Source organism: Lysinibacillus sp. FSL K6-0102, from assembly GCF_038003545.1.
Taxonomy (GTDB): domain Bacteria; phylum Bacillota; class Bacilli; order Bacillales_A; family Planococcaceae; genus Lysinibacillus; species Lysinibacillus capsici.
Window position 1 is genome coordinate 1207104 of sequence record NZ_JBBOPH010000001.1, and the last position, 17842, is coordinate 1224945.

13 protein-coding genes and 1 pseudogene are annotated in these 17842 nt (G+C 36.1%); 13 read left to right on the plus strand and 1 reads right to left on the minus strand.

Annotated elements, in window-relative coordinates; translation table 11 throughout:
* The first annotated feature begins 38 nt into the window (after positions 1-38).
* From NYE73_RS05640 to NYE73_RS05670, 7 genes are all read left to right on the plus strand, one after another.
* Positions 39-884, plus strand: coding sequence for an ABC transporter permease (locus NYE73_RS05640; RefSeq protein WP_181574653.1), 846 nt, complete (start codon positions 39-41; stop codon positions 882-884).
* Positions 881-1666 (plus strand): ABC transporter permease, encoded by a 786-nt coding sequence (locus NYE73_RS05645; protein WP_048391486.1) that lies wholly within the window; start codon positions 881-883, stop codon positions 1664-1666. Before NYE73_RS05640 ends, NYE73_RS05645 begins: the two co-directional genes overlap by 4 nt.
* Complete coding sequence (locus tag NYE73_RS05650) at positions 1663-2664, plus strand: ABC transporter ATP-binding protein (RefSeq protein WP_066036564.1); 1002 nt, start codon at positions 1663-1665, stop codon at positions 2662-2664. Before NYE73_RS05645 ends, NYE73_RS05650 begins: the two co-directional genes overlap by 4 nt.
* The gene (locus NYE73_RS05655) at positions 2661-3446 is read left to right on the plus strand and encodes a DeoR/GlpR family DNA-binding transcription regulator (RefSeq protein WP_048391482.1); all 786 of its coding nucleotides are present in this window, start codon (positions 2661-2663) and stop codon (positions 3444-3446) included. Before NYE73_RS05650 ends, NYE73_RS05655 begins: the two co-directional genes overlap by 4 nt.
* Positions 3443-4453 carry a histidinol phosphate phosphatase domain-containing protein gene (locus NYE73_RS05660; RefSeq protein WP_103117603.1) on the plus strand — a complete coding sequence of 337 codons (1011 nt, stop codon included), beginning with the start codon at positions 3443-3445 and terminating at the stop codon, positions 4451-4453. The genes NYE73_RS05655 and NYE73_RS05660 overlap by 4 nt, the downstream gene beginning before the upstream one ends.
* A gap of 115 nt (positions 4454-4568) precedes the next feature.
* Positions 4569-5837, plus strand: coding sequence for a carboxylate--amine ligase (locus tag NYE73_RS05665; protein ID WP_259950905.1), 1269 nt, complete (start codon positions 4569-4571; stop codon positions 5835-5837).
* Positions 5838-5888: 51 nt separating this feature from the next.
* On the plus strand, positions 5889-6017 hold the full coding sequence (locus NYE73_RS05670) for a hypothetical protein (protein ID WP_255409654.1): 129 nt from the start codon (positions 5889-5891) through the stop codon (positions 6015-6017).
* A 1395-nt stretch (positions 6018-7412) separates the two neighbouring features.
* Here NYE73_RS05670 and NYE73_RS05675 read toward each other — a convergent pair.
* Positions 7413-8141, minus strand: a complete 729-nt coding sequence (locus tag NYE73_RS05675) for a hypothetical protein (protein ID WP_233732487.1) — start codon at positions 8139-8141, stop codon at positions 7413-7415.
* A 349-nt stretch (positions 8142-8490) separates the two neighbouring features.
* Between NYE73_RS05675 and NYE73_RS05680 the strand changes: the two are divergent.
* From NYE73_RS05680 to mutL, 6 genes and pseudogenes are all read left to right on the plus strand, one after another.
* Positions 8491-9694 (plus strand): annotated as a pseudogene (locus NYE73_RS05680) (IS3 family transposase); the annotation flags it as partial.
* Positions 9695-10476: 782 nt separating this feature from the next.
* The gene (miaB, locus tag NYE73_RS05685; RefSeq protein ID WP_004225844.1) at positions 10477-12030 is read left to right on the plus strand and encodes a tRNA (N6-isopentenyl adenosine(37)-C2)-methylthiotransferase MiaB; all 1554 of its coding nucleotides are present in this window, start codon (positions 10477-10479) and stop codon (positions 12028-12030) included.
* Entirely contained in the window at positions 12031-12468 is a 438-nt protein-coding gene (locus NYE73_RS05690; protein ID WP_048391473.1) for a RicAFT regulatory complex protein RicA family protein, read from the plus strand. It begins immediately after the preceding gene.
* Positions 12469-12602: 134 nt separating this feature from the next.
* Positions 12603-13256, plus strand: coding sequence for an outer spore coat protein CotE (gene cotE / locus NYE73_RS05695; protein WP_175400709.1), 654 nt, complete (start codon positions 12603-12605; stop codon positions 13254-13256).
* A 128-nt stretch (positions 13257-13384) separates the two neighbouring features.
* Positions 13385-15955, plus strand: coding sequence for a DNA mismatch repair protein MutS (mutS, locus tag NYE73_RS05700; protein ID WP_066036566.1), 2571 nt, complete (start codon positions 13385-13387; stop codon positions 15953-15955).
* A gap of 15 nt (positions 15956-15970) precedes the next feature.
* Positions 15971-17833, plus strand: a complete 1863-nt coding sequence (gene mutL, locus NYE73_RS05705; protein ID WP_259950906.1) for a DNA mismatch repair endonuclease MutL — start codon at positions 15971-15973, stop codon at positions 17831-17833.
* Positions 17834-17842: the final 9 nt, after the last annotated feature.

The window sequence follows — 17842 nt, forward strand, 5'->3', positions numbered from 1 at the left end:
TATTATCCCCATGAGCCGCAAGTCATTTATAGAAAGAAGTGAGTGTGTTGATATCGAAGCGGCAATCCATTGCTTGGCTTTCACCTTTTCTTGTATTACTATTACTGTTTTTCTTAGTACCGCTCCTATATATGCTCATTACAAGCTTTCAAAATAGTGAGGGCTTTACTCTGAAGCAGTATGAATCAATTTTTACGAACGACTACATTCTTCAAGGTTTTAAAAATAGTATTACTTTATCTGTTATCTCAGCTATGATTGCGTTACTTATCACCTTGTTTGCAGTTTATGCCATGATGAAGTTTTCAGAGCCAGTACGGGAGAAGATTTTAATACTTACTAACTTAACCTCCAATTTTTCAGGTATTCCGCTAGCATTTGCTTTTATCGTTTTACTTGGCAATAGTGGTTTATTTACATTGTTATTTGACAAATGGGATATTGAGGCGTTGACATCCTTTTCATTATACAGTTGGAGCGGTTTGTTACTTATTTACATTTACTTTCAGCTGCCATTATCACTAATGCTGCTATATCCCATTTATGATGGAATTCAGCAACAGTGGAAGGAGGCGGCAGCCCTTCTTGGTGCATCTAGCTGGCAGTTTTGGATGAAAATTGGTCTCCCTGTTATGCTCCCAGGAATTGTGGGAACCTTTAGTGTATTGTTCGCCAATGCTATGGGTGCGTATGCTTCTGCTTATGCATTAACAAGTAGTAATTATAATTTAGTGGCGATTCGTATCGGCTCCTTAATAAAAGGTGATATTTTTGCTCAGCCAGAGCTAGCCAGTGCCATTGCAGTTATATTAGCAGTGACAATGGTGACGGCCATGCTGATCAGTGAGTGGAGCATCTCTAAAACAAGGAGGAAAGTAAAATGAAAAAGCGTGGTTTGGCTGATTTCTTTTTCCTTCTGCTCGTGGGATATTTACTATTACCTGTGTTAGCAACAATGCTCTATGCGTTTGCAACAAAATGGAATAAAACGATATTGCCAGAAGGACTCACACTAAAATGGCTTTCCACATTGTTTCAGGATACCGATTTTATTCAGGCATTTGGTCGTTCAGTATTTTTAGCAGGGGGGGCAGTTAGCATTGCACTCCTTGTCATTGTGCCAGCCATTTTCGTCATCGTCCTATACTTTCCAAGATATGAAAAATGGATACAGATGGCAGTGGTGATGGTGTATTCTTTTCCAGGAATCATTTTAGCTGTAGGGCTTATACGCGTTTATAGCCAAATAGGTATACCGATGATATTTGTTGTTTTAGGTGCCTATGTTGTGGGAATTCTTCCTTATATCTATCAAGGTACACGAAATAGTTTAAGAAATATAGATGCGAGGCAGCTACTTGATGCCGCTCAATTACTAGGCGCATCCAAAAGGCAGGCATTCACAAAAATTTTACTGCCTACCGTTTATCCAGGCTTATTTGCAGGGGCATTATTATCCTTCTCTGTCTTATTTGGTGAGTTTGTCTTAATTAATCTTGTTGTAGGTTCTCGCTTTGAAACCGTTCAAATTTATTTAATGAAAAAGCTTAGCACAAGTGGACATATTGCTAGTGCTGTTGTTTTCATCTATCTCGTGCTAATGGGTCTTTTAACATTCGTCATTGCTATCGTAACGAAACGATCGAAAGGTGCTACAAATCTATGAGTTATCTTGTTATTGAAGGGCTTCATAAAAAATATGGACAAGTATCTGTTTTAACCAATATTCATATGGAAATTCAAAAAGGAGAATTTATCACACTATTAGGTCCTAGTGGCTGTGGAAAGAGTACGATTTTGCGTATTGTTGCAGGCTTAACAGATGCATCGGCAGGTAAGATTTTGATTGAAGGAAAAAATATGAGTGGCGTACAACCGAAGGATCGTCAAGTGGGTATGGTCTTTCAATCCTATGCACTTTTTCCTAATATGACTGTGCTCGAAAATGTTGCTTTTGGTTTGCGTATGCAAAAAGTTAATAAGGCAGATATAGAGCAGCGTGTTCATGAAATGCTAGCGCTTGTTCATCTAAGTGAGAAAGCTAATGCGTACCCGAAAGAATTATCGGGAGGTCAACAGCAGCGTGTTGCTCTAGCCCGTGCATTAATTGTCCGACCTAAAGTACTGTTATTAGATGAGCCGCTTAGTGCGCTCGATGCTCAAATTCGCAAAAAACTTCAAGCAGATTTACGAGCAATTCAGCGAAAATTAAATATGACAATGATTCTAGTTACACATGATCAGGAAGAGGCAATGGCTGTTTCGGATAGAATATTTGTCATGAATAATGGCAGCATTGCCCAAAATGGTACGCCAACGGAAATCTATACGAAACCAAATAATGAATTTATTGCTAATTTTATCGGTCATTATAATGTTTTTCCACGCCAAACTTTAGAAAAAATGCTTGGAGCATCTTTAATAGAGCAAGCCACGAAATTTGCTATACGACCTGAGGCGTTACATCTCGATCAACGAGATGGGGACTTATGTCTCTTTGGGGTTGCCAAACAATCATTAATGAGCGGCAATATTATTCGTACTACGTTTGAAGGAGAAATGGCGTTTACAATGGAACAACTGCATCAACAAGGGTATTCGATTGAAATGGGAAAATCCTATAAGTGTTATGTCGCACAAGAAGATGTGATTGCGCTATCATGACTTACGCTAAACTGGAAAGATTTGAATTTATTTTAAAACAATTAGATTCTGAAGGGAAAATTATTGTTGCCAATATTGCCGATGCCCTTCAGGTAGCACCAGAAACAATTCGCCGAGACTTTGATGAATTAGAACAACAGCATTTATTATCAAGAGTTCATGGCGGGGCTATTAAATATACGAATGTACGTAATGAACCGGTATTTTTACGCAAGCTACAAATGCACAAGGACGCAAAGAGACAAATTGCTCGTATTGCTGCAAAACGCATTTGCGACGGCGATACTATTGCAGTAGATACAGGTACTACAACAGTACATATAGCCGATTTTTTACTAGCTGTGGAAGATATAACGGTTGTAACGAATTCAATTGCAGCAGCTATTCAATTTAATTTAGCCATAGAAGAACGACGCATGACAGGCAAGGTTATATTACTAGGAGGTACGGCGAATCCAAAACAATCTTCTGTTGCAGGTGCTATGACGTTAGAAATGCTAGATAATATGAATTTTGATAAGGCCTTTTTATCGTGTGGTGGCATGAGTGAGGGCATTGTTTATGATTACGATTTGGATGAATCTCTTATTTCAAAGAAAATGCTCAAGCATAGCAAAGTGAGTTATTTATTAGCCGATGCATCTAAAATTAATGGCAAATCATTTTTTCAAATCTGTCATCTTGATGAATGTACAGAAATTCTTTGCGAAAGCACTTGTCCATTAGAATGGCAGGCGTATGAGGAAAAATGGACGATATGTAATGGAGGGAAGAGTGGATGACAATTGATTATCATGTACATTTAGAAGAGGGACCTTATTCATTTCGCTGGCTAGAGCGTACATCGCAGGCACTGGAGTTTTTTCATTCGAATGATGAAACGGAAAAAGGCTCCAAACAACAAATAACTTGTCATTTACAGCGGCTAGCAAGGCGTGTGAAAAATGGCTGTTATAGTGAGGAATGGTTGGATTTATATCTCGAACAGGCAAAGCAGCTTGGCTTACGTGAGGTGGGGATTGTCGATCACTTATATCGTTTTCAAGAAACGCGTGCCTATTTTGAGCGATTTATGAGGCTGGATGAAAGTAAAATTGGACAAATTCAGCGCTATTGGCTGGATCGTGTGATGACAGAAAATATGGATGCTTTTGTGACGACCATTCAGCAGGCAAAGGAAAAATGGCGTCAACATGGCATTACACTGAGACTTGGTATAGAGGCAGATTATTTTGTTGGTGGTGAGGAGGAATTAACTGCTTTGCTAGCAGGTTATCCTTGGGATTATGTAATTGGTTCTGTTCATTTTGTTGATGGGTGGGGCTTTGATAATCCACAAACAAAGTATCTTTTTGAGCAAATGGATCAACCCTCTTTACAACAAAATTATGAGCGTTTTTTTAAAGTAGTAGAGAAAATGATTCTTTCCAATATGTTTGATTTTGTTGCCCATTTAGATAATTTTAAAGTATTTAATTATCAGGTGGAGGATCGTGCGTTTCTTGAAGTTTGGTATAAACGTATTGCAAAGGCACTAACGTCTACTGAAACCGCCACTGAAATCAATGCCGGGCTGTATTATCGTTACCCTGTACAGGAAATGTGCCCGGGTCCTCGTTTTTTACAAACCTTACTTGAGCATGGAGTTGCTTTTACTGTATCCTCTGATGCACATTTCCCAGATGATTTAGGTAAATATACATTTGCCAATACAGAGCTGCTAAAGGGTTATGGCGTTCAAGCTATTGCCTCCTTTGAACAGAGAGTGAAAAAAATGATGACGTTATAGGTTGAGTAAAGGGCACTAAAGCTTCAATGTAGTGCCTTTTATTCGTATTACATAAGTACAATTTTACTCGCATACAAATGATTAAATTCATTTTTATAATGTGAGGCGATTCAGATTGACATCTATTAAAGAACAACCCTTTTTACCTATTATTATACAATCGGGTCAGCATGCATACGGGGTAGCACGCTCATTTTATGCAGCCTACCGCATGAAAAGTCTTGTCATTGAGCCAGTAAAAAAAGGGAGGACGATGCGCTCACTCCTTTTGAAAGGCTCACAGGGAATTGCCACGCAGAATAGCGGTATTCTGGATTTTCAATACGTTGAACATTTAGATGATCCTACCCGTTTTGTACAAGCGCTAGTGGGATTGGCCATGCAGTGCCAACAAAAGAAATTGATTTTATTAGTTTGTGACTGCTACTATGCAGAGCTTATCATTGAAAATAAAGAGCAGCTTGAAAAGTACTTTATTTTACCTTACATTGATCAGGCTTTACTAAATAGGGTGCAAACAAAGGAGAAGTTCTACAGGCTTTGTGATAAATATCAGTTAAAATACCCCAAAACCATCATTATAACAAAGGAACATCATTCAAATAGAGAAATTCCAATCCAGTATCCCATTATTATTAAACCCTCCAATACCGTGGCCTATACGAACTGTTCCTTTCCTGAAAAGAAAAAAATATATCTAGTGCACGATGCAGATGAGATGCAGCACATCATTGGCTGTATTTATCGTTCTAGCTATCAAGACACCTTAATCGTTCAAGAATTTATTCCAGGCGACGATTCCTATATCCGTGTTCTAGATGTATATGTAGGAAGAGATCGAAAAGTAAAATTAATGTGTCTTAGCAACAAGCTACTCGAAGATCCATCTCCACAAAACAAAGGTATTTCTTTAGCTGTTATGACCGATTATGATGAACAGCTAATGGAATCCATTCGGCATTTTTTAGAGGACATCGGCTATACGGGCTTTGCTAATTTTGATATGAAATATGATGCAAGGGACGGGAAATACAAGCTATTTGAAATGAATTTGCGAGCAGGGGCTTCAAGCTACTATGTGACCGCAAGTGGGTATAATTTAATGCAATATGTGGTGGATGATTATTTATACCAGGTTAATCATGAACGAACATATGTCCAGACGAAGCATGTATGGTCATTACTTCCTTCAAAAACACTATTTAAATACATGAAGAATGAAAAATTAAAAATAGAAGCAAAGCAATTAATGAAAGAAGGGCAATACACGGATGCATTACTATATAAAGAAGATATGAATATCAAGCGTTGGATAAAGCTGAAATTGTATCATTCATATTTACAGATAAAATACAGCAAGTATTTTAACAAAAGCAATGGTTAGCATATGTGAAATGAAGGATAGGGCTTTAAGATTCGTATTTATTATTTCATTTTGTTAAGTGATTTAGATATTGAAAAGCGTTATGAGACATTAAATTTAGGTATAGAAAATGCTTTAATAAGAATGAATCAAAGAAAGGATTATCTTTTAGATGAAATTGTTTTAGAAAGCTTCGAATAGCTGATAAATAAAAATTGGTACCTTCAAATATAGTAAAAAAATATTGTAGTACTTTATTGGAAATAACGGATGAATTGCGCAAAAATAAAATTGAAAATGATGGGTATTTCAATTTGTTAAAAATAATTAGTGAATATAATATTGATTATGCTTATAAAATCTTTTAATAGCGAGTTCACATGTGTATGACAATAGGGTTAGGAAAGACTCTTTTGAGAGCGCTGTGGATAATATCGAACAATTAAAAGCTATAGAGTATTTTCATAAATTGTATAAATCAGAAATCAAATTATTTAAAGTTTATCTAATGAATTTAAAGATATAAAGATTGATTTGTTGACTTTAGAAGAAAAACTAAACCAACAGTAGGAAAAGATTTAACCAATAATCTTATTAATATTGAAATGATATCAACGAAAACATCTCAAAGATTTTTTCGATGGAGACTTAATTCGCTTAATTGATTATCTAAGAGAAAGTAGCTATTCAGATTACAGATATAACAATTATGTATCTGATACAATACATTATATAGTTGCTGCGGCTTTTAAAAAAAGTCACTTAGATATCAAATAAAAATAGTGGGGCACTAAGGTTATTTTGAATTACTTCAAATATATTCGCTTTTAGAAGGAAGTAGAGATAGAGAGAAATGTAGAGAATTATTTAGTTTCCTATAAAATTAGTAGAATTATTGGTCTTTTAAAGAAATAATTTTTAAAAATGAAATGATAGAATCTTATCTTTACAGACTGTGCTTTTTCTTTTGGTTATTTATAGCAATAACAGTTTCGGAATATTCAAACATATTTTGATGAGAATATTTAAATTTTACCGATTTATATTTGCCGAATCGACAAATCATACTTATAGCTCAATCTCTTATCACCTCTTAAAAAGGTATATTTGTTATTTTAAGTTATTCTTTAATCCCCACTATTATCATATCAATTTATGTTTAAATGACAAAATATATAAGTGAAAATGAGTGTGTATTTTATGGTAATTTTATGACATTATAAATATAGTGTAGTATAAGAAAAGGCGTGTGCGCACGTGACCTAGAATAGCATAAAAAAGAACACTCATTTGTTTTTAACTCTAAAACAAATGAGTGTTTTTTCAGCTTTCATCGTTCTGAATAGTAGTCTGATTCAGAGGTTCTGCTCATTCCCACTTCAAAAAAATAACAATGTTATTTAATGAAATAGTGCAGAATACAATAGCACTAAAAAACTAAGTAGAGTGAAACTAAATAGAATTATTAGAGGTAATTTCTCTTTACGTTCTTTGATTCGATTCATTCTAAGAAATAGTACAATACAAAGGGTGAGTGAAATACCAAAAAGAATAATAGGAACTATAGATAACACAACTATCCCCCTTTTTTAATAATTAACATTGAGAACCTATCCAGAAAGGATCTGGATTTACTGTACCTGTCCATTTAATCCATAATCCACAGTCCTTAACGCTTGATAAGTTTAAGGCAGTTGCCCCAATATCAATTAATCCTATTGCAATAATAGTAGCTAATCCAAGAGGAGGAGCAATAAAGGCAGCGATAGCAGCTCCAAGTGTAGCTATTCCTGCTCCAATTTGAATATAAGTTATTATCTTGGAAGCTTGACAACTATCAAAGTAAGTATAGAATCCAACTGAAGTCTTTTCATACTTACTTTTACCGTTACATGCAGCTAACGGCTGGACAGAATTCATTAATTCAAAGTCTTTTGTAGTAGACTCAATTAAGTCTTCAGATACATTTTCTTTTCTAGCTGACTCTTCATCAAAATAAAAACCATTTTCATCATATGTTACAAATGGCTGTATAGCCAATGTATCGTTTATTATTTGATTATGTTCATTTACTTTTGATATTGCAAGCTTGATATCAGAATCTGTTGCACCTTGTTTTTTTGCTAAATTAGTATCTATAGCAATATAGTCTCCATCGAAACCTATTGTTTTATCAAATTCTTTATCTAATTCTAATACACTTGTAAGAATAGTCGATAAATTATCTATTGTTTCATTTTCTATTTGTGCTGCGGTTGCGGGAAACTGCGTTGTTATTGAAAACATAAAAATTATTGCAACGATTCCTGTAATAATTTTTTTCATTTTTTATCCCATCCTTTTAATAATATGATTCTCAACACTGTGTGACAACCAATATCTAGTAAACTATATTATTTCCATTTAGTAACCTCCTTCTAGTAGATTATTTATATAATAACATAATAATTTACAAAAATAAACAAATATTAACAATTTTGATAATGATTATCCAATTGTGGAATTATTAATAGGGTTTTAACCAAAGATAAAATTATATAGCTTTTCATAATCTTTATTTAACGTAGTGCTTTATTTAAATATTCGATTTATGAAATATTAAATCTGTACATTTTAAATTTAAATAATTTATTAAATCTGTGCAAATATTGCATAAGTAAATAGTTCTATATAAGGAAGAAAGAAAACGTTTGAGGAACATATTCAAATTGTCAACTACTGTTTAAAGAGCCAGAAAAATTATCAATTAGCAGCACAAGCCTATGATGTTTCGTATCAACAGGTATACCATTGGGTGAAGAAATTTGAAGCGACTGATGAAGAGGGATTACGTGATCATCGCGGTCGAACAAAAAATGAAGTTGAATTAACAGCCGAAGAAAAACTTAAGGTTAGAAATCAAACGAATCGAGCGTGAAAATGAGTGCTTACGTGCTGAAAATCTATTTTTAAAAAAGTTAGAGGAAATCGAAAGGAGGCGTCGCTAAGCCAAATTCGCTTACAACAACGCTATTTAGCAATTCAAGAATTACACCAAGAGGAGAAACTTTCGATTCTTTTATTATGTGAAATCGTGGGTGTTTCGCGCGCCGCTTACTATAAGTGGCTAAGTCGTAAGCCATCTAACAGAGAAGTTGAAAATGAAGCCATTTCAAAGGATATTGATCTCCTTTACCACCAAGTAGATGGCATTTACGGCTATTGTCGTATGACATTGACAATCAATCGTCAGCGAATAAAGAATAATCAAGCGACGGTTAACGAGAAACGTATTTATCGTTTAATGCAGGTGAGTGGATTGAAGTCCGTTATTAGGCGAAAGAGAAAGCCTTATCGTAAATCTCCAGCGCATCAGTGGCGGAGAACGTATTAATCGGGCATTTACCTCGGAAAAGCCAAATGAAAAATGGTGTACAGATGTCACAGAGTTTAAGTATAGAAACGGGAAAAAACCTTATTTAAGTGCAATTATCGATTTATATGATGGTTCAATTATGAGTTATGTGTTAGGTCATTCGAATAATAATTCCCTTGTTTTCAAAACAATAAAATCAGCTATTCAATCATTACAATCAGGCGAGCAGCCATTAATACATAGTGATCGAGGTTTTCAATATACATCGAAGGGATTTAAACGAATTGTGGAAACAGCCAATATAACACAAAGTATGTCCCGTGTTGGTCGATGTATTGATAACGGACCAATTGAATCATTTTGGGGCACATTGAAGTGTGAGAAGTATTATTTGCATAAGTTCGATTCATATGAAGGGTTAAAACTAGCGATTGATGATTATATTCATTTTTATAATTACTATCGTTATCAGAAACGATTAAACGGCTTGAGTCCTTTAGAATTCAGGGCTCAAGCCGCTTAATACATTTTTTATTATTTCCACTGTCTACTTGACAGGGAGCAGTTCATTACTCTGGTGTCTTTTGTTATTTATTATTGATCAATAATATCTCAATCTTTCAATGTTCGTACATTTTCGTATTCATTAGCTTTAGTTTTATAACTTTGAGGGTGTTGCTTCCAAAATAATATTAGTATAGCCTGTTTTGATTGTAGAACAAATAATCTGAAAACAAATTGTTCGACACAGTTTTACCATCAACAATAACAGTTTGAGCTAAAGCCATTATATATTTTGAACCGCCACCTTCTTTAGCTAAAAGAGGTGTAAATTCTTCACTTGTAACCTTTGATAATAATGCAATCTGTCCAAAGCTGTGCCTCCATTTACAACTAACAATTCATCTTTTGCAGTTGAATGTAAGTCATAAATTGAAGTAATATCATTATCTACTCAAAAATACCCTGGTTTGTACTCAAAATTACTTATGTCGGGTTTTCCTTCAAGATCGTTTGTAATTCCACTGATTTGTCAGCTACAACAGTAAAGCCTATAACGCCTAAACTCCTTTGTTTTATATAAATCAATAATAACAAAGGTTTGGAATTATTTATAAACTATTCTAATTATTGTTATAACTATTGAGAAAGGTGAAGTTTCATCTATTATAAAGGATTAGTAAAAATTATTTGTATGGACAGGAAATGTGACGTTTTAGTTTTGTAACAATTACTTTTTGCTTATTAATGATAAAACATAAAAATAATTGTATAATTCATTTGTGAGGAAGGAGCGTCCGTTTAGTGAGTGAAGAAATGAGAACAGGTAAGAGTGTTTTTGAATTAGAGCAAGAACAACTGAAAACATTACCGAAAAATAAAAATAAAGAATCAGAAAAAGATTATTCAACATATTTTCAAGGGCCATCAATGATCGATGGAAAAAAACGTAAAACAGTAGCTGAACATATTCAATATGCTTTAGAAAACGGTTTCCGTGGAATAGGCGAGGGAAAAAGTTATCATATCATGACTTATGGCTGCCAAATGAATGAGCATGACACAGAAGTAATGGCCGGGATTTTTATGCAGCTAGGCTACACACCAACAGAGGTGATTGAAGAGGCTGACGTTGTCTTGCTAAATACATGTGCTATTCGTGAAAATGCAGAAAACAAAGTATTTGGAGAACTTGGTTTCCTGCTGAAATATAAACGAAAAAACCCTGAGATGCTAATCGGGGTTTGTGGCTGTATGTCGCAAGAGGAATCTGTGGTTAATAAAATTTTAAGAAGCTATCCACATGTCGATATGGTATTTGGTACACACAATATTCACCGTCTGCCAAACATTTTAAAAGAAGCCTATATGTCGAAAGAAATGGTCATAGAGGTTTGGTCTAAAGAAGGCGATGTCATTGAAAATCTGCCGAAGAAACGTCTTGGCTCCATTAAGGCTTGGGTTAATATTATGTATGGTTGCGATAAATTCTGTACGTATTGTATCGTTCCATATACACGTGGTAAAGAGCGCAGTCGCCGACCAGAGGAAATCATTGCTGAAGTTCGTGAGCTAGCGGCAGCGGGCTACAAAGAAATTATGTTATTGGGACAAAATGTCAACGCTTACGGTAAAGATTTTGAGGATATTGATTATCGTCTTGGCGATTTAATGGATGAATTAAGAAAGATCGATATTCCGCGGATTCGATTTACAACGAGTCATCCACGTGACTTTGATGATCATTTAATCGAAGTTCTTGCAAAGCGTGGCAACTTAGTGGAGCATATCCATTTACCAGTACAATCGGGCTCGAATGACGTGCTAAAAATTATGGCGCGTAAATACACACGCGAGCATTTCCTTGGTTTAGTGGATAGAATTAAAGCGGCAATACCTGAAGTAACATTAACAACAGATATTATCGTTGGCTATCCGAATGAAACAGAGGAACAGTTTGAGGAAACATTGTCCTTATACCGTGAAGTTGGCTTTGACGCAGCCTTTACGTATATTTATTCGCCGCGTGAAGGTACACCAGCTGCAAAAATGATTGACAATGTACCTGAAGAGGTGAAAAAAGAGCGTCTTCAACGTTTAAATGAAGTGGTGGGTGAATACTCTCGCAAAGCATTAGAGCGTTTAAATGGTCAGGTTGTCGAAGTATTAGTTGAAGGCACAAGTAAACGACGCGACGATGTGTTAGCGGGCTATACGAGGAAAAATCGTTTAGTTAACTTCAAAGCACCAGCAGAAGTAATTGGTCAATTAGTGAAAGTAAAAATAACAGAGACTACATCCTATTCACTTACTGGTGAATTTGTGGAAGTCGTAAAAAATGAAAAGGTGGAAGCATAAATGACACAAGTCTTATATACAAAAGAAGATTTAATTAAAAAATCACATGAAATTGCACATATGATTGCAAATACGCCAGAGGTTGAATTTTTCAAAAAGGCAGAAGCGCAAATTAACGAAAATCAACAAGTACGTGAACGTATTGCAAGCTTAAAAAGCTTACAAAAACAAGCGGTTAATTTCCAACACCTAGGGAAAGAAAAAGCATTAAAAATGATTGAAGATAAAATTGCTAAAATCGAGGAAGAAATTAATGCCATCCCAGTTGTGCAACAATTTAAAGAATCACAAGGCGATGTGAATGATTTATTGCAACTTGTTTCAAATACGATCGCAAATAATGTTACAAATGAAATTATTCGCTCAACTGGTGGCGATGTTCTTCGTGGTGAAACGGGTTCATACGTAGAAAATAGTCAACCAGGTAGCTGCTCTTAACAGATTATAGAAATCAAAGCTCGAATGCTGTCATTCGAGCTTTTTTTACGTCTTCTTCTATTGAAGCATTCAGCTGCTATAATAGACCTCTCATCGAAAAGTTTTAAATGATCCATTTCATTCTCTAAAAATATATGTTCACCCAATGGGCGCTACCTGCATATGATGGAGTGAAAAGAGTCGAAGGAGGAATTGCGCTGAAACGTTTACGACAAATCGTGACGAAAGCAGTAGTTGCCAAAGGGAAGAAGAGAACGGAAGAACGTGTAACATTATCACCAACAAATAAACCGACAAGTATTTTAGGGTGCTGGGTAATCAATCACACTTGCTCTGCAAAAAGAGTCGGGAAATTTGTAGAAGTAACAGGGAAATTTGATGTCAATGTTTGGTATGCCTATAGTAATCATTCGAAAACAGCTGTGTTTTCTGAAACGATTCACTATAAAGACAAAGTGAAGCTTCACTATCGAGACGGTGAAATTAGCGTTGGTGATGATGTTCGTGTACGTGTGATACAAGAACCAAATTGTATTGAAGCGATTATCTCTCCATGTGGTACAAAGTTTGAAATTGTAGTGGAACGTGAAGTAGTTGTTGAGGTAATGGGTGAAACAACAATTTGTATTAGTGTCCATCCACTAGACTATGAAGAAGATTGGAGCCTTAATGATGAAAGTTCATCTTCATCCTCATCAAGCTCTAGTTCTAGCTCCTCTTCAAGTCCTGAAGGAGAAGGCAGGTATGTGTTAGAGTCTTCATCGTTTCCTGATGAACGACCAAGATAAGTCTAAAAAACATCATTTTTTGATACATGCGAAATGCTAGCATCTTAAAAAAGGTGAATAAAGCGTTTCGCATGTATCTTTTGTTATAATAAATATATCTATAAGGCAAGAGCGAGGTAAATAGTGATATGACAACATATACACCAATGATGCAACAGTATCTACAGGTAAAGGAAGATTACAAAGATGCCTTTTTATTTTTTAGATTAGGTGACTTTTATGAAATGTTTTTTGAGGACGCAATCAATGCCTCACAAATTTTAGAAATTACATTAACAAGCCGAGATGCAGGCGCAAAAGAGCGAATACCAATGTGCGGTGTGCCGCATCATTCGGCTAAAAATTATATTGAAACACTTGTGCAAAAAGGCTATAAAGTGGCTATTTGTGAACAAACAGAAGATCCAAAGCAAGCAAAAGGTGTGGTCAAACGTGAAGTTGTTCAGCTTATCACACCAGGAACAATTATGGAAGGAAAGGCTCTTGATGGTAAATCTAATCATTTTATTGGAGCGGCAGAGCAATTAGATGACACAACATTTGGCTATGCTTATTTAGATTTATCCACAGGTGAAGCCGTAGCGTCTTCTATTGAAGGCGATGGAAAAGCCTTATTAATGCAAATGCAGGCTTACGGAATTCGAGAACTGATTGTCACGGATAGTTTGCAGCTATTATTAGCAGAGCATGCCGTCAATGCTGGGATCGTACTTTCAATTGAAGTGAATGAAATGCCTATGGACAAAGCAGCAAGTTATCTAGAAGCTGTACCAAAACCGTTACAAATTGCGTGTCTTCGATTGTTAGCTTATATTGACCAAACACAAATGAGATCTTTATCACATATTCAGGCATTCACGTTTAATGAAATTAAAAATTATTTACGCATTGATTCTAGCTCAAAGCGCAATTTAGAGCTGATTCAATCGATTCGTGGTGGCGATCAAAAAGGTACACTCTTATGGCTATTAGATGACACCGTGACAGCGATGGGTGGACGGAAATTAAAGCAATGGCTACACCAACCGCTTGCCACACGTTCAGCAATAGAGGCTAGACTAGCGATTGTTACGGATTTATTGGAAGAATATTTTGTACGAACAGAGCTTCAAGCATCCTTAAAACAAGTATATGATTTAGAGCGTTTGGCTGGTCGTGTTGCTTTTGGCAATGTGGGTGGACGAGATTTAGCCCAATTGCGTGATTCTTTACGCCAAGTGCCAACTATTCAACAGCAGTTGGTGGGTTCAAATAAAGAAACATTACAGCAATTAGGTGCGGAACTTGATACATGCTCAGATGTCGAGGCATTATTAGCAAAAGCGATTACAGATAATCCCCCTATTACCATTAAAGAAGGGGATGTTATCCGTGACGGCTATAATGAACGCTTAGACGAACTTCGCTATGCCGCTCGTAATGGTAAGGATTGGATTGCCCAACTTGAACAAGAAGAGCGTGTGAAAACGGGTATTAAAAATTTAAAAATAGGCTATAATCGCATTTTTGGTTACTATATAGAAATTACAAAATCAAATATTCATTTAGCAGATTTAACACGCTATGAGCGAAAACAAACACTGGCGAATGCGGAACGCTATATTACACAGGAACTAAAAGAAAAAGAAGCATTGATTTTAAATGCTGAAGAAGAAAGCTTAACATTAGAGTACAACCTGTTTGTAAAAATTCGTGATGTATTAAAAACTTATATTCCGCGTGTCCAAGCACTAGCAGCAAACATTAGTGAATTGGATGTCTTATTAAGCTTTGCAAGCGTCTCAGAAAAATATCGATTTACGAAACCAGAATTTCACGGTGGACGTGCCCTTAAAATTATAGAAGGACGCCATCCTGTCGTTGAAAAAATGCTGAACAAGCAAATGTATGTACCAAACGATTGTGTGCTAGAAGAGCAGAACAATATGATGCTTATTACAGGGCCGAATATGTCTGGTAAAAGTACTTATATGCGTCAAGTAGCATTAATTGTTGTTATGGCTCAAATGGGCTGCTATGTACCTGCTGAAAAAGCGAAGCTACCAATTACCGATCAAATTTTTACTCGGATTGGGGCGGCTGATGATTTAGCGGCAGGACAATCTACATTTATGGTGGAGATGCTTGAATCGCAACATGCTATTATGCATGCAACAAAAAATAGCTTAATGCTATTTGATGAAATTGGACGTGGAACATCGACCTATGATGGTATGAGCTTGGCACAATCGATGATGGAATATATTCATGACAAAATAGGAGCCAATACGTTATTTTCTACGCACTATCATGAATTGACAGCACTTGAAAAGGATTTGCCACGCTTACAAAATGTGCATGTTTCAGCCACTGAAAAAAATGGTACGGTCGTTTTCCTGCATAAGGTGAAAAAAGGAGCGGCTGATAAATCCTATGGTATACATGTGGCACAGCTTGCTCAATTACCTGAGGAAATTTTAGCTAGAGCACGTGTATTACTTGAGAACTTTGAGGCAGGGAAAGAAGTAGTTGCCGAAACACAGGTGATAGCTGAACAACCAATACAGATGTCTTTATTTACAGAAGACGAACCGATTTCCCCAGCCGAGACAAAGGTGCTAAAGAAATTAGAAAAGGTAAATATTCTAGGTACTTCACCGATGCAGGCAATGAATATTTTATATGAGCTACAGCAAGAGCTAGTGAACGCTAAAAAATAAAGGAGTGATACGTTAGTGGGAAACATACAAATTATGGACGAATGGCTATCCAATAAAATCGCAGCAGGAGAGGTAGTAGAAAGGCCAGCTTCTGTTGTCAAAGAGCTAGTGGAAAATGCTATTGATGCTGGGAGTTCGTCCATTGATGTTTTTTTACTAGAAGCAGGTCTCACTTCTATTCAAGTAATAGATAATGGTAGCGGTATGGATGAAGAGGATGCACTAATGTCATTCTCTCGTCATGCTACTAGTAAAATTCATCAGGAACATGATTTATTTCGTATTCGAACACTTGGCTTCCGTGGTGAGGCGTTAGCATCCATAGCCTCTGTTTCTAAAATGACATTGATTACATCAAATGGTGAATCTGGAACACATTTAGAACTTGAAGGTGGACATATCCTCACTCATAAACCTGGTCCGTTACGTAAAGGGACTGATTTAACAGTCTCCCAGCTATTCTTTAATACACCTGCCCGTTTAAAATATATGAAAACCATTCAAACCGAACTAGGGCATACAATAGACCTGATGAATCGCCTCGTACTTGGTAATCCACAAATAGCATTCAGATTATTGCATAATGGTCAACAACTACTGCAAACAAATGGCCGAGGAGATGTACAACAAGTGCTAGCAGCTATTTATGGAATACATAATGCGAAGAAAATGGTGTCATTCCAAGGCGAGTCACATGATTATCGAATTTCTGGCTTTGTATCCTTACCAGAGGTAACACGTGCTTCTAAAAATTATATGTCTCTATTTGTTAATGGTCGTTGGGTCAAGCATTATTTAGTACAAAAGGCCATTGTGGATGCTTACCATACGTATTTACCTATCGAGCGCTTCCCAATAGTTGTTCTATATATAGAGGGTGATCCTTACTTAACAGACGTGAATGTGCATCCTGCAAAACATCAAATTCGTTTAAGTAAAGAGGCTGAGCTTTTAAAGTTAATAGAGGAAACCATTCGTGAAACAATACGCAACATTATTCGAGTCCCACAAATGGAAAAGAAAGAAAAAATAGTTAAACCAGCTACTGAGCAATTAAACATTTGGAAGCCTGCTCCGAAGATCGATGTAGAGAAAATGAATGCCATCGTAGAAAAATTATATGATGTCCAAACCATTCAAGAAAACAATCTTGAACAGATAGTTGAGCCTAAGCCTATTTCTATGGTTCGAGAGGAAAATTGGCAGCCTACATCACAAATAGAGGCTGAAACAATTGATGAAGTAACAATAGCCGTACAGTCGGAAATATTAGAAGAGATGCCTACGAAGGAACCCTTTCCTGAACTCGAAGTAGTGGGACAAATCCATGGCACATACATTGTCGCACAAATGGAGGATGGTTTTTATTTAATTGATCAGCATGCTGCTCAGGAACGTATTAAATACGAATTCTTCCGTGAAAAAGTCGGTCAAGTTAATCCTCATGAACGTCAGGCATTATTGTTACCACTAACATTCCATTATGCAGCAGATGAAGCACTGATCTTACGAGAACTCAGGCATGAATTAGAAGCTGTAGGCGTATTTTTAGAGGAATTTGGACAGTCATCTTTTGTTGTACGTGAGCATCCGAGTTGGTTCCCACAAGGGGAGGAACAGGAAATCATTGAGGATTTAATTGAACAGGTGTTGACAACTAAAAAGGCTGATATCAAAAAACTACGTGAGGCAGCCGCAATTATGATGAGCTGTAAAAAGTCAATCAAAGCCAATCATTATTTAACAAAAGAGCAAATGGAAACATTGCTACGAGATTTACGAAATGCAGATAATCCATTTACATGCCCACACGGACGTCCAGTGCTTATTCACTTTACATCATATGAAGTGGAAAAAATGTTTAAACGGGTTATGTAAGGGAGAGGG